The 13,078-nt window shown below is 65.3% G+C and carries 11 protein-coding genes; 5 read left to right on the top strand and 6 right to left on the bottom strand.

Translation table 11 applies throughout. The annotated features are described in order from the left end of the window. Positions 1-97: 97 nt before the first annotated feature. Entirely contained in the window at positions 98-1,234 is a 1,137-nt protein-coding gene (locus P6U28_RS26475; RefSeq protein ID WP_174221627.1) for a YjgN family protein, read from the top strand. Between the two features lie 3 nt (positions 1,235-1,237). Then, on the top strand, positions 1,238-2,350 hold the full coding sequence (locus P6U28_RS26470) for a M48 family metallopeptidase (RefSeq protein ID WP_122401155.1): 1,113 nt from the start codon (positions 1,238-1,240) through the stop codon (positions 2,348-2,350). On the opposite strand, the gene upp is transcribed toward P6U28_RS26470, so the two are convergent. The 3 genes from upp to P6U28_RS26455 form a co-directional block, all read right to left on the bottom strand. Beyond that, positions 2,351-2,980 carry a uracil phosphoribosyltransferase gene (upp, locus tag P6U28_RS26465; RefSeq protein WP_122401156.1) on the bottom strand — a complete coding sequence of 210 codons (630 nt, stop codon included), beginning with the start codon at positions 2,978-2,980 and terminating at the stop codon, positions 2,351-2,353. It abuts the gene before it with no gap. 167 nt (positions 2,981-3,147) lie between these two features. Beyond that, positions 3,148-4,386 (bottom strand): URC4/urg3 family protein, encoded by a 1,239-nt coding sequence (locus P6U28_RS26460; RefSeq protein WP_129142414.1) that lies wholly within the window; start codon positions 4,384-4,386, stop codon positions 3,148-3,150. Between the two features lie 7 nt (positions 4,387-4,393). Next, positions 4,394-5,650: a GTP cyclohydrolase II gene (locus tag P6U28_RS26455; RefSeq protein ID WP_122401158.1), complete on the bottom strand. Its 1,257-nt coding sequence runs from the start codon at positions 5,648-5,650 to the stop codon at positions 4,394-4,396. A 374-nt stretch (positions 5,651-6,024) separates the two neighbouring features. On the opposite strand from P6U28_RS26455, the gene P6U28_RS26450 reads away from it, so the two are divergent. After that, the gene (locus P6U28_RS26450) at positions 6,025-7,152 is read left to right on the top strand and encodes a threonine synthase (RefSeq protein WP_129142412.1); all 1,128 of its coding nucleotides are present in this window, start codon (positions 6,025-6,027) and stop codon (positions 7,150-7,152) included. 188 nt (positions 7,153-7,340) lie between these two features. On the opposite strand, the gene P6U28_RS26445 is transcribed toward P6U28_RS26450, so the two are convergent. Then, the gene (locus P6U28_RS26445; RefSeq protein WP_164936730.1) at positions 7,341-8,153 is read right to left on the bottom strand and encodes a DUF2927 domain-containing protein; all 813 of its coding nucleotides are present in this window, start codon (positions 8,151-8,153) and stop codon (positions 7,341-7,343) included. A 147-nt stretch (positions 8,154-8,300) separates the two neighbouring features. Beyond that, positions 8,301-8,879, bottom strand: a complete 579-nt coding sequence (locus P6U28_RS26440; protein WP_162500139.1) for a L,D-transpeptidase — start codon at positions 8,877-8,879, stop codon at positions 8,301-8,303. A gap of 265 nt (positions 8,880-9,144) precedes the next feature. Here P6U28_RS26440 and P6U28_RS26435 point away from each other — a divergent pair, with 265 nt between their 5' ends. Then, on the top strand, positions 9,145-10,692 hold the full coding sequence (locus P6U28_RS26435; protein WP_164936729.1) for an acetolactate synthase large subunit: 1,548 nt from the start codon (positions 9,145-9,147) through the stop codon (positions 10,690-10,692). Positions 10,693-10,730: 38 nt separating this feature from the next. Then, entirely contained in the window at positions 10,731-11,249 is a 519-nt protein-coding gene (locus P6U28_RS26430; protein WP_129142410.1) for a hypothetical protein, read from the top strand. 262 nt (positions 11,250-11,511) lie between these two features. Here P6U28_RS26430 and P6U28_RS26425 read toward each other — a convergent pair whose 3' ends face one another. Then, a complete protein-coding gene (locus tag P6U28_RS26425) occupies positions 11,512-13,050 on the bottom strand; it encodes a peroxidase family protein (protein WP_407120242.1) in 1,539 nt (512 codons plus the stop codon). Positions 13,051-13,078: the final 28 nt, after the last annotated feature.

Below are 13,078 nucleotides of genomic sequence, written 5' to 3'. Positions count from 1 at the left end.
AGGCAAATCGAACCCGACGATCTTGGGGATCGACTAACCTTTGATCTATAGTTTGATCGGATCAGGCCCGCATCCCGAGGTTGCCGCCGTGAACGACATGCAATGGGTGCCCATCGGCTCCGAACCGTTGCCGCCGCCTCTGCCGCCAACGCGAGTCGATTTCACCGGCAATCGCTCTGAGTTCCGCAAATTGGTAACGAAGGGTGCCATGCTGGAGCTCATTACCTTCGGCTTCTACCGGTTTTGGCTGGTCACCGACATCCGCCGTCATCTGTGGTCGAACACTGCGATCGACGGCGACGCCGCCGAATACACCGGGCGGGCCAGGGAACTTCTGTTCGGCTTCCTTGTCGCGCTCGCGATTCTGGTGCCGATCTACGTCGTCTATTTCCTCGTCGGCATCGAGTTCGAGCGCTGGAAGGGTTTTGCCTCGACGCCGCTGTTCGTCTCGTTTTACGCGTTCGGCCAGTTCGCGATCTATCGCGCGCGGCGCTATCGGCTGACGCGCACGGTCTGGCGCGGCGTGCGTTTCTGGATGGACGGCTCCGGCTGGGCCTATTCGTCCCGCGCGATGGCCTGGGGCCTGCTGATGTTCCTCACGCTCGGTCTGGCGCTGCCTTGGCGGGAGGCGTCGCTGGAGCGCTACAAGATGCAGCACACGCATTTCGGCGATCTGCAGGGCGATTTCGACGGCGATGGCTGGGAGTTCTTCAAGCGCGGCTGGTGGCTGTGGCTTCTCACGCCGCTCGCGCTGCTCTTCTTCCCGGCTGCGCCGTTCCTCTATGCCGAGTTCAAGGCGCGCGAGTGGCGCTGGTGGCTCAACGGCATCCGCATCGGCGACGTCGGCCTGTCCTCGGATTTGCCGCACCACGCATTCTACGGCCTGTACTGGAAAGTGATCGGCTGGTGGTTGTTGCTGACGATCATATACGGCGCCTATCTCGGTGCTGCCATCGCGATCACCGTCAAGCTTGACCTCGCGCCGTCGGCGCAGGGCGCCGCGCCTGGGGTGAACATCCCGATGCTGGTGGTGACGGTTATCGGCTATTTCGCCCTTGCGCTCGGCGCCAACATCGTCATGCGCGTCTATCTCCAGCGCGATCTCTGGGCCAAGGTTCTGGAAACCGTCGAGGTGCACAATATCGGGGCTGCGGCGGATGTGCGCGGCAGCGGTCAGCTTGCAAGCGCGCTCGGCGAAGGTTTTGCCGACGGGCTTGATGTTGCGGGATTCTGAGCTGTGACGGATGTGTTTGCCGAGGCGCCGGCACAATCTAGGAAGCCGACCATCTTCTTCGACGGCGTGTCGAGCCGCAAACGGCAGGTGATGCTGACCCTGGCTGATGGGCTCGAAATCGTCGAGGAGGACGGAGCGCACGTGCGCTGGGCCTACGCCAACATTCGCCGCGCCGATAGCCCGGCTGGCGTTTTGCGGCTGGCCTCGACGTCGGCACCGCCGCTGGCGCGGCTCGAGATCCGCGACGCCGCCCTCGCCGCCGACGTGACCGCCCGCTGCATGCGTCTCGACGAACATCAGACGTCGCGCCGCGGCATTGCAAAGATCGTCGGCTGGTCGGTCGCCGCCGCCGTCTCCATCGTCTGCGTCGTGCTGTTCGGCGTGCCGCTCGCCGCCGACCGTCTCGCTCCGCTGGTGCCGAAACCCGTCGAACGGCGCATCGGCGACGCCGCCGAAGTGCAGATGAAGGCCATCTTCGGCCGCGGTGTGTGCGAAGATCCCGCGGGCAAGGCGGCCTTCACCAGGCTCGTCAACCGCCTGCGCGATGCGGCCGGCCTCGACGACGATTCCATGACGGCCGGCGTGCTGCCGACCGCGGTGCCGAACGCGTTCGCGCTGCCGGGCGGCAAGGTGTTCGTGCTGAAGGGCCTGCTCGACAAGGCCGAGAGCCCTGACGAGCTCGCCGGCATCCTCGCCCACGAGCTCGGACATCTCAAGCATCACGACAACATGCGCGGCCTGCTCTACAACGGCGGCACCTCGTTCCTGATCGGACTCTTGTTCGGCGACGTCACCGGCTCGTCGGCCGTGATCTTCGCGTCGCGCAGCCTGGTCGAGGCCTCCTATTCGCGCGAGGCCGAGGCTGCCGCGGATACGTTTGCGATCGAGATCATGCATGCGCTCGGCCGCTCGCCGAAGCCCGCGGCCGAATTGATGTTCCGCATCACCGGTAAGGAAGGCGGCTCCACGCTCACGACGATCCTCGCCAGCCACCCGCTGACCGAGGACCGCCTCAAGCGCATGAGCAGAGAGGATCGGCCCGCCAGCGGCCCGCCGCTGCTGACTGACAAGGAGTGGCGGGCGCTGAAGGGCATTTGCGGCAGCGGGAAAGTTTAGCTATCGCGTCCCGTAGGCGCGGTCGCCGGCGTCGCCGAGGCCCGGAAGGATGAAGCCGTTCTCGTCGAGACCTTCGTCCACCGCGGCTGTCCAGATCGGCACATCGGGATGCAATCCACGCAGCCGTTCCAGCCCTTCCGGCGCTGCGATCAGGCAGGCCAGGCGAATGTCCCTGGCGCCGCGCTCCTTCAGCCGGTCGATGGCGGCGACAGCCGTGTTGGCCGTGGCGACGACAGGCGTCACCACGATGGCGAGACGCTCGCCGAGATCCGACGGCGATTTGAAGAAATACTCCACCGCGGCAAAGCTGTGCGGCTCGCGATAGAGTCCGATATGAGCGACGCGCGCGGTCGGCACTAGGTCCATCATGCCGTCGACGAAGGTGGTGCCGGCGCGCAGCATCGGCACGAACACCAGCTTCTTGCCGGCGATCTTGGCCGAGTGCATCGTCGACAGCGGCGTCTCGATGACGGTGTCGGCGAGCGGCAGGTCGCGCGTCACTTCGTAGCACAAGAGCATGCCGATCTCCTTGATCAGCTCTCGAAACGACTTGGTCGAGATGGACTTGTCGCGCACCAGCGTCAGCTTGTGCTGCACCAGCGGATGATCGACGATCGTGACGCCTTCCATGATCGAGATGCCTTTCTTCCTTCTCCCCTTGTGGGATGAGGCGGCGCGCAAGCGCCGGATGAGGGGTATCTTTCCGCGAACTCCAAATGAGAGATGTGCCCCCGGAGACATACCCCTCATCCGGCTTCGCTTTCGCGAAGCCACCCTCTCCCACAGGGGGAGAAGATTTAAAACACAGTCCCGTCGCTGATCACCTTGAGCGGCGGCGAACCATCGGGGCGGCGCGCAAATGCGATGGCGCGGCCCGCGGCCCAGCTGCCGCCTTCCAAAATACTGGCGAGTGGCAAGGTTTCAGGGGTGCGACCGAGCTTGGCGCGCACCAGTTCGGCAAGACGATCCAGCAGCGCAACCGTCAGCGCGCGCCATTCCACGACGAGCAATGAATCCACCGTATGCGCACGCTCGGCATCCGCGGCATCGCGCAGGCGTAGCACCTCGTGATCGACGAACAGGCCGCCATTGCGGTATTCGGCAAGGCCGGTCAGCCCGTCGATGTCGGTGACGGCAAATCCGGCGCGCTGCAGCGGCTCGATCAGCGAATAGCTCAGCCATTGCGACAGCTTGTGCAGCGGCACGAGCCCGGCCGTTTCGTCGTCCGCCTTGATCGCCGGATGGCGCCAGCAATCGCCGAGCGGGACGCCCGCGACCTCGAGCCGTGACGGCCAGATCAGACCGAGCTGGTTCAGCACCGCCGACAGAATGGCGGGCGCAGCGACGGCACCGCCGACGGCTTGCGCCGCGATGTGATCGAACAGGCCGCCCGGCCGCGGCGTGTCGTGCAGGCCGAACACGTCCGCGCGCTCTGCTACCAGCTTGCCCAGATGACGCAGCAGATCGGTGCGCCCCTCCAGGCCGAGCAATGGATTGGCGTCCGTCACTTGGAAAGCGGATGTGAGTGAGGTGAGGGGCAGTTTCGCGAGCACCTCCGCGTCGACCCTGAACGGCGTCCGCGCATCGCGCGAAAAGAGCCCGTCTGCAAACATGTCGAGGCTTGCGATGGCGAGCCCCTCGGAGCGGCCGATGCTTTTGCCGGTCAGCGCGTCGCGATAGCGCCACGCCGCACCCGCGCCGGCATCGAGCAGCACGCTGACGATCGCAAGATCGAATTCGGAGCGCGCCCGCGCGGCGCGATCGGGCCATGATGCTGCCCCGGCAAGCTGCGCCCAGCGATCGACGCCGCCGAGCACAAAGTGCCGCCAGCGCGCATGGAACGGAATGTCCAGCGTCGGATAGGCTGTTCGCGTCACCGCGAGCACGGCGTCCGCGACGCCATCCATGCGGTCGAGGTCGATCGTGAAATGCTGGAGTCCGCCGGCGAGGCCAAGCTCGAGCATCTGCCCCGCCCGCGCGCGCACCGCGTTTGCGGAGAGTAGCGAGCGTGCCTGCAATTCCAAAGCGTCCGCCATCACGCGATCAGTATTTTTCCAGCGAACGGCCGACCACGCCATCGATGTCCTTCTCCGGCGCGATGTCGGTCGAGTAGTAGCCAGCGGCCTTCTTCGCGGCGATCTCGACATAGGCGTCGGCCGGAATCAGCTCCGGCGGGATCGGCACGCGCTCGACGATGTCGATACCTTGCGAGGTCAGCGCGTCGTATTTCATGTCGCTCATCGACAGGAAGCGGTCGATGCGCTTCAGGCCCAGCCAGTGGATGGTGTCGGGCATCAATTGCTGGAAGCGCGCATCCTGCACGCCGGCGACGCATTCGGTGCGTTCAAAATAGGCCGCGGCGGCATCACCGTCCTCCTGGCGCTTGCGCGCGTTGTAGACCAGGAATTTGGTGACCTCGCCGAGCGCGCGGCCCTCTTTGCGGTTGTAGACGACGAGCCCGAGCCCGCCCTCCTGCGCGCCGCGCGCGGATTCCTCGATGCCGTGGATGAGGTAGGGACGGCAGGTGCAGATGTCGGAGCCGAACACGTCGGAGCCGTTGCACTCGTCATGCACGCGGCAGGTGATCTTGGTGCGATGGTCCGGCAATTTTGTCACATCGCCGAACAGGTAGACGGTGGTGCCGCCGATCGGCGGCAAAAACACTTTCAAGTCCGGACGCGTCACGAGCTCGGGGAACATGCCGGCAGTCTGCTCGAACAGCGTGCGGCGCAACTCGGTCTCGCCGGTGCCGAAGCGGGCCGCAAGGCCGGGCAGATACCAGACCGGATCGATCGCGATCTTCACCACCGACACGCTGCCATTGGCATGCACCACCTCGCCGTCGGCGCGCAGCCGTTTTGCGGTCAGCGCCTCGCGGATCTCCGGCAGGTCCAGCCGCGCCCGCGTCACCGCGATGCTGGGGCGGATGTCGACGCCTTCGGCGATCTCCTGGCGGAAGTTTTCGGCGACGAGATGCCCCCAGGGATCGAGCGCAACGATCTTGGTGGGATCGCGCCATTGCTCGAACGGCCCGATGATTGCGGCCGGAAAAGTGTTGGTCAGGTCAGGGCGCCTGATGGGATCGAGCGCGCCGGCGGAGACGGCGAGCGCGCGGTACATCGCGTAGGACCCGCCATGGCTGCCGATCACGTTGCGATCCCCGGCGCGCGACACTGTGCCTATGATTGGCCCACGGGCGCGCGCGTCCGCAGCACCCCAATGGATCGGAAAGGCGGCCTTCCTGCCGGGCTCCGGATGGGAGGTCAGGCGGATGTGGTCGGTACGGTTTGCACGGCTCATGTCCAGGCTCCCAAAAAGCCAACGGCCCGCCGCTCGGACGGGCCTGGCTCGCTTGCGCAGCATGGCGGCGACGCAAGCTCAATCCAATATATTGTAGCGGCCAGCGACGACAGACAAGTTAATCGTGCCGGGCGGGCAGGGCCGCTTGCCACCAAATTCCCGACAGCAATGGGCCTGCAGAGTCCGCCTTCAGCGCCAGGCGCTCGCGCTGGCCGGGCTCGCCGATCTGCCGGCGCGATCGCCTTAAGCAATTGAAATATTTCTATATTTCATCTTTTCAAGGGGGCTATGCATCGTTTCGCTCGGCCAGCGTCGAATCCCGGACTAAAGGTCTCATTGGCCCAATCGCATTCGTCCTTGTCCTGGAGACCCCAATGCCCACCGCCAGCTATATCGACCCCCGCAACGGACAGCTCTATCCGCTCGACCAGCCGCGCTGGTGCTCGGACGAGCGCACGCCACTGCTGGTGACGCCGGGGACCGGCATCTCGCGCGAGGAGATCGAAGGTCGCACGCGCTCGCTCTGGCGCTACCGGGCGGCGCTGCCGGTTGCGATCAAGCAGCCGATCACGCTCGGCGAAGGCTGCACGCCGCTGGTCCAGCAGGGCTGGGGCGAGCTGCGCCCGTTCTTCAAGCTCGAATGGTTCAACCCGACCGGCAGCTTCAAGGACCGCGGCTCTGCCGTGATGCTGTCCTTCCTGCGCCAGATCGGCATCTCAGCCATTCTGGAAGATTCATCCGGCAATGGCGGCTCGTCGATGGCGGGGTTGGGCGCCGCCGGCGGCATGCGCGTGAAGATCCTGGCGCCGGCCTCGACGTCGCCGGCCAAGATCGCGCAGGTCCGCGCTTACGGCGCGACGGTGCAACTCGTCGAAGGGCCGCGCGAGGAGTCGGAAGCCGAGGCCATCCGCCAGTCGAGTCAGACGTTTTATGCCAGCCACAACTGGCAGCCGTTCTTCCTCGAAGGCACCAAGTCGCTCGCCTACGAGATCTGGGAAGATCTCGGCTTCCGCGCCCCCGACAACATCATCGTCCCCGTCGGCGCCGGCAGCAGCCTGCTCGGCTGCGCCTTCGGCTTCCGCGAGCTCCTGAAAGCCGGGCAGATATCGAAGCTGCCGCGCCTGTTCGCGGCGCAGCCGCTCAACTGCTCGCCGATCGATGCGAGTTTTCAGGCCGGCGTCGACACGCCTGTCGCGCGCGAGGTCAGTAAAACCATCGCCGAAGGCACCGCGATCAAGAACCCCCTGCGCCTGCGCGAGATCATCGCCGCTTTGCGCGAAAGCGGCGGCGGCACGGTCGCGCTCGCCGAGGATGAGATCGTCGCCGCCCTGCGCCGTCTTGCGCGGCAGGGGTTGTTCGCCGAGCCGACCAGCGCGAGCGCGGCCGCGGCGCTGGAAAAGCTGTCCGCGGCCGGATTGATCAAGGCGAACGAGACCACAGTGGCAGTCCTCACCGGCACCGGGCTGAAGGCCGCGACCACCGTCGCGGATCTCGTGCAATAGGGCGGAGAGGTGCTGCTTTTCCTTCTCCCCTTCTGGGAGAAGGTGGCGCGAAGCGCCGGATGAGGGGTTCCATCCGCGAATTCAGTTGAGAGTGAGTCTGCGGAGACAACCCCTCAGCCGTCTCGCCGCTACGCGGCGAGCCACCCTCTCCCACAAGAAGGCACAAGAAGGGGAGAGGGAAGAGCGCCTCACTCCTTCAGATCATTCACCTGCCTCACCCACGCGCGCACGTCGGTGAGCACGGCGGGCAGCACGGCCTTGACCTCTGCCACGGTCATGCCGGCCTTGATGCGGGGATCGTACAGCAGGTTGAGGAGGTACTGGTCGTAGACGTCGAAATAGCCCATCGAGACGTTGTCGTTGAACATGGTCCAGGGCACGCTCGCGGTGTCGTTGATGGGCCCGAGCGATTGCAGGAGCTCCTCATAGGCGCAGTCGAGGAAGACGAAATCGCCGTTGTCGACGGTGAGGATGACGTCGGAATGCTCGATCTCGAAATTGTCGTTCTTGCGGAATCCGGACAGGCATTGCGGATCGAGCGAGGAGCGGATCTCGCGCGCCTTCTCCACGCCGTAGAAGCTCGAGATGGTGCGGAACAGATCACGGTCGCGCACCAGCTTCACCCGTACATTCGCCGCTTCATTGGTGTCGATCATCGCGATGTCGAGATGCTGCACGCGCTTGCCGATATCGGCCACGACTTTTGCGAGCTGTGCCTTGCGGTCGGCGCGGTCGCTCTCGGCGTAGACGCGCACCGGACCGTCGAACTTGCGGATGCGGTCGACGCGGCCGGCCAGGTGGTATTCGGCGCCGAACGCGGTCTTGAAAAAACCCTCGACGATCTCGTTGTCGGTGAAGCTCTTCTTCTCGGCGCGCTGGCGTGAAGCGATCGCGGGCAGTTCGCCCGCGGCCATGGTAGCGGTGTCAGGCACGCAGGTGAACGTTGCGAGCGCCAGCAGGGCGACGCGAAGGCCGGGCGAGGGCGGGTCCAATGCGCTCATCGTTGTGCAACGCTGCCGTATTCGCGACGCGCACACAAGACCGCAAATACACGCGCCCGCAATCGCGGCCGCCAGAGTGGTGGGCACACGGCGGATCCGCGTTCGCGCGATCCGCCGGCTTTGCCCACCCTGCGGACTGGCTGCCGGTTAGTTATTCAGCACCACCACGGTGGTGCCGACCGAGACGCGGCTATAGAGGTCGGTGACGTCGTCATTGGTCATGCGGAAGCAGCCCGAGGACACGGCCTGGCCGATCGTCTCCGGCTCGTTGGAGCCGTGGATGCGATAGAGCGTCGAGCCGAGATACATGGCGCGGGCGCCGAGCGGATTCTCGATGCCCCCCTTCATGTGGCGCGGCAAGTCGGGCCGGCGGGCCAGCATTTGCGACGGCGGCGTCCAGTCCGGCCATTCCTTCTTGGCGGTGATCTTGTGTACCCCGCCCCAGCGGAAGCCATCGCGGCCGACGCCGATGCCGTAGCGCAGCGCCTGGCCGTTCTGGAGCACCAGATACAGCCGGCGTTCGGCGGTGTTCACCACGATCGTGCCGGGCGCATAGTTGCCGTTATAGATGACGGTGGAACGGGGGATCGGGCTCGCGCCGCCGCGGAAGAAGTTCGGGCCGCCGCCCATGATGTCCCGGGAGTCGAACTCCTCGGCGAGCACGCCGCCGGTCGCGGCGGTCAAGAGTACGATAGCGGCGATCGGCGCGGCAAAAAACCGGATCATGTTTCCCCCGAAAAAAATCTCTTCAACAAAGGCCAGAGGCCATATTCGCGAGGGTTTCGCAAGCCACGGCCCCGTGAGGGGCGCCATGCTTAACGAATGGCGTTACCAAATCGGCAACCGCGCCAATTTGCCGGAAAGCGTTAGCCAAACCAGCTCATCCACGCGCGGGGCAGGGCCGCGATGGCCGCTATTGCTTTGACGGGGCCTGCGAACAATGATTGGTCGGATGGATCACTCGAAATCGCCGGTTACGGGAGCAGAAAGAATGAACGGTGCGGAAAGCCTGGTGCGGACGATGGTCAAGGGTGGGGTCGACGTCTGCTTCACCAACCCCGGCACCTCCGAGATGCATTTTGTCGCGGCGCTCGACCGCGTGCCCGGCATGCGCTGCGTGCTCGGCCTGTTCGAAGGCGTGGTGACCGGTGCCGCCGACGGCTATTTCCGCATGAAGGGCGCGCCGGCCTCGACCCTGTTGCATCTCGGCCCCGGCCTCGCCAACGGCCTTGCCAATCTGCACAATGCCAAGAAGGCGAATTCCGGCATCGTCAATATCGTCGGCCAGCACGCCGTCTACCACATCGGCTACAACGCGCCGCTGACCTCGGACATCGAGGGCCTGGCCCGGCCGATGTCATCCTGGGTCCGCACCTCGCCGGATGCCAAATCGGTCGCCGCCGACGGCGCCGCGGCCATTGCCGCCGCCAAAAGCGCGCCGCCGCAGATCGCGACCCTGATCCTGCCCGCGGACACTGCCTGGAACGAGGCCGACGGCATCGCCGAGGTTCCGGCCGAGCGGCAGCGCGCGAGCTACTCGCCGCAGGCGGTCGACCTAGCCGCAAGAATCCTGCATGGCGACGGCGAAGGCACACTGCTCCTGATGACCGGCAGCGCCTTGAGCGAGCAGGGTCTGGCGCTGGCCGAGCGCATCGCCGGCAAGACCGGTTGCACCGTGATGGGCCCGACCTTCCGTCCGAAGATGGCGCGCGGCCGCGGCCGTTTCTCGATCGACCGGATCCATTATGTCATCGACCAGGCGCTGCCCATGCTGGCCAGGTTCCGTCACATCGTGCTGGTCGAGTCCGATGATCCCGTGGCGTTCTTCGCCTATCCGAACAAGCCGAGCATGCTCAAGCCCCAGGGCTGCGAAGTGCACCACATGACCTCCTGGGGCGAGAATTCGGTCGCGGCGCTGGAAGCGCTTGCCGGCGCTGTCAAGGCCAGCGCCAAGGACGTCAAGCCGCAGGCTTTGCAGGAGCTGGTCAAGCCGACCGGCGCGCTCACCTTCGCCTCGATCGCGCAGGCCATTGCCTGTGCGATCCCCGAGAATGCGATCATGGTCGACGAATCCCTGACCACCGGCCGCGGCTTCTTCCCGCCGACGGCGGCGGCCGCCCCGCACGACTGGCTCCAGAACATGGGCGGGTCGATCGGCTTCTCGACGCCGCTGTCGATCGGCGCGGCGATCGCCTGCCCGGACCGCAAGGTGATCACGATGGTCGGCGACGGCAGCGCGATGTACACGATCCAGTCGCTGTGGACGCAGGCGCGCGAGAACCTCGACATCGTCACCATCGTCTTCGCCAACCGCATCTACCAGATCCTCCGCGGCGAGTTCGACAATGTCGGCGCCGGCGAGCCCGGCCAGCGCGCCAACGACATGCTGCGCCTGGATCGTCCGACGCTGGATTTCGTGGCGCTGGCCAAAGGTATGGGCGTGCCCGGCCGAGCCGTCACCAATGCCGACGAGTTCAACAAGGCGTTGGCTGAGGCCGTCGCCGAGCCTGGCCCGCGGCTGATCGAAGTCCAGATGTAGGGCGCCAACAGACAGAGCGCCGTGAGCCCGGAGGCACGATGCAGACCGAGCTGAACAAGGTGATCGCGGCGCTCAGGGACGTCTACGCCTACGAGGGTTTCCTGTTCGAGAAGGACGCCGGCGAGCGTGCAGTGACGCACCGCTTCGCCGTGCATCTGGAAAAGCAGTTTCCGGGCTGGTCAGTCGACTGCAACTACGACCGGCTCGGCGAGCGCACGCTGCACCTGCCGCACGGCACCATCATCTCGACCGACGATCATCTCGGCAAGTCGATCTATCCCGATGTCGTCGTGCATCAGCGCGAGATCCCGAACAACCTGCTCGCGCTTGAGATCCGCAAGGCGAGCAATCACACGCCGCTCGATCACGATCAGCACAAGCTGCGGGCGCTGACCGATGTGCATGTCTGGTTTCCCTACTGGATGGGTGTTCTCCTGGTGCTGGACAGGCACCATGTGACCATGTCGGAGGTCTATGTGAGTGGCATTGTCGATCAGCCGCTGTCACTCTGGTTCGCAGCGCGGGTTGCGGAGAGTGGTCTTGGGGCTGCGCATTGAAGCATGATCCGGAAAAGTGCGAAGCGGTTTTCCGGAAAGATCATGCGTAAACAACAAGCTAAAGCGCGATGACGATTCATCCAAATCTCATCGCGCTTTAGACGCTGAGTTTTGGTTGAATCGATACGCGCTCGGGGCACGGTTTCACCTCTCCCCGTCGGGGAGAGGTGAACCAGGGACGGCTCGCCGAATCTCATTTCAATGAGTTTCAGCCGAAAGGACGCCCGCGCGATGCGAGCGGCCTTTCATTGTGCACGCGCGCTCAGTGCAACGGATCGCCCTGGCCGAGCGCGTAGGCGACGAGGTCCTTCAACGCGAAGCCGGGGCCCGTCACCGGCGTCCATTGCGGGTCAAGTGACAGCACGGAGGAGTTGTCGCCGAACAGCATGCCGAGGAAGACCTCGGCCACGATGCGACCGCCGACGGGGCCGAGCTGCGGTGTGTTGATTCCGGCCGCCGGCGCGCCGGTGGCGGGAATGGCCACGGCGGTTTGGAACTGCCGCGCCTCGGCCAGGATGTAGGTCCAGAGCGGGCAATTGCCGGCAAACACGCCGTTCGCAATGCTTGCGATCTTGGTTTGCGGATCGTCGGGGCCGGGCTCGTCGACGGCCTTGCCGATGACGATCTGGTCGTCGGCCAGCGGCGTCACGTTCATCGCCCTGGCGACGGCTTGCCCCGAGGGCAGGCCGAGCCGCCAGCCGCGCTCGAGATTGCGCAGCGCCAGCGCCGCCGGATTGGATGCGACCTCCGGCGGCAGCTTGCGCAGCGGGTCCACCAGCGATGCGTCGATGCGATAGGCGAACTGCAGCCGCCGCTTGTTCTCGGGATTGGTGTCGTCGTCATCGACGCCGTAAGCGCGCGTGTCGAGATCGATGAAGCGGCCCCAGTCGATGGCGCGCCCCGGGCCCATGGCGCGGAACCCCGTCAGCGCGTTTTGGTCGGGGTTGTTCGGATCGGGGAAGATTTGCAGCAGCATGTTGTCCGCATCGTTCAGCCGGTAGCCGGGTCGGATCATGGAGTGCCCGAGCCTGTAGGCCGCGACCGAGAACTCGACCGGCATGAACGGATAGGTCTTCCAGTGGTAGTGGGCGAGCTTGCTGCGGTCGTAGCGGCCCGCGGTCTTCAATTCGTCCAGCACGCTGGCGTGAACGATGCGCGGCAGGAAGTCGTTCAGCACGACGTATTGATAATGGAAGCGGACGCGCTGCTGCACGTCCTCGAACGACAGGCTGTCATTGTCGTCGACCATGCGGTTGTGGAAGCGCAGCATCAGGGCCTGGAACTGCGAGACGATGCTGTTCTCGTCGTTGCGGGGATCGCCGATCAGCGCGCGGCCCTTGAAGCGCGGCAGGTCGTTGGCATCAGGCACGCCCGCGCCGCTCAGCGTCTCGCCGAGGCGGAACTTGTTGCCGTCATACATGTAGGGCTGGTCGTTCGGCCCGCGGCCGTAGACGTTGTCCAGATCGAAGGACGGCGTGCGGAAGTCGACGAGCCCGTCGGGATCCTGCTGCCTCGTCAGCGAGCTGACCGGATCGAAGGTGATGTCGTGATCGACGAACTGGCCGAAATAGGTGTAGAGCGCGGGGATGCCGCTCTCCTCCGCGTCCGGTCCATCCTTGGGCGCGTCGAACTTGCCGACCATCTTGTCGGCGAGCGCCGAAAGGTTCGCGACATTGTCGGCGTCGTTCACGCCGAACGTTGCCGGGGTGAGCTTGCGGAACATGCGGCCGAAGCGGCCTTGCGAAAGCGGCGAACGGGTTGCGTTCAATCCGCGCGGAACAATTGCGTGGCGGCTGCTCATTGAAAACACCTCCTCTGAAAAGTCACGA

The organism is Bradyrhizobium sp. STM 3561, from assembly GCF_045571455.1.
Lineage (GTDB): Bacteria > Pseudomonadota > Alphaproteobacteria > Rhizobiales > Xanthobacteraceae > Bradyrhizobium > Bradyrhizobium vignae.
Note: the sequence above shows the minus strand (reverse complement) of the source record. Positions and strands in the feature narration are given on the sequence as shown.

Coding starts and splice junctions, on each gene's coding strand:
- P6U28_RS26475 (WP_174221627.1), top strand. CDS start 98: ATGCAATGGGTGCCCATCGGCTCCGAACCGTTGCCGCCGCCTCTGCCG.
- upp (WP_122401156.1), bottom strand. CDS start 2,980: ATGGAAGGCGTCACGATCGTCGATCATCCGCTGGTGCAGCACAAGCTG.
- P6U28_RS26460 (WP_129142414.1), bottom strand. CDS start 4,386: ATGGCGGACGCTTTGGAATTGCAGGCACGCTCGCTACTCTCCGCAAAC.
- P6U28_RS26455 (WP_122401158.1), bottom strand. CDS start 5,650: ATGAGCCGTGCAAACCGTACCGACCACATCCGCCTGACCTCCCATCCG.
- P6U28_RS26450 (WP_129142412.1), top strand. CDS start 6,025: ATGCCCACCGCCAGCTATATCGACCCCCGCAACGGACAGCTCTATCCG.
- P6U28_RS26445 (WP_164936730.1), bottom strand. CDS start 8,153: ATGAGCGCATTGGACCCGCCCTCGCCCGGCCTTCGCGTCGCCCTGCTG.
- P6U28_RS26440 (WP_162500139.1), bottom strand. CDS start 8,879: ATGATCCGGTTTTTTGCCGCGCCGATCGCCGCTATCGTACTCTTGACC.
- P6U28_RS26435 (WP_164936729.1), top strand. CDS start 9,145: ATGAACGGTGCGGAAAGCCTGGTGCGGACGATGGTCAAGGGTGGGGTC.
- P6U28_RS26430 (WP_129142410.1), top strand. CDS start 10,731: ATGCAGACCGAGCTGAACAAGGTGATCGCGGCGCTCAGGGACGTCTAC.
- P6U28_RS26425 (WP_407120242.1), bottom strand. CDS start 13,050: ATGAGCAGCCGCCACGCAATTGTTCCGCGCGGATTGAACGCAACCCGT.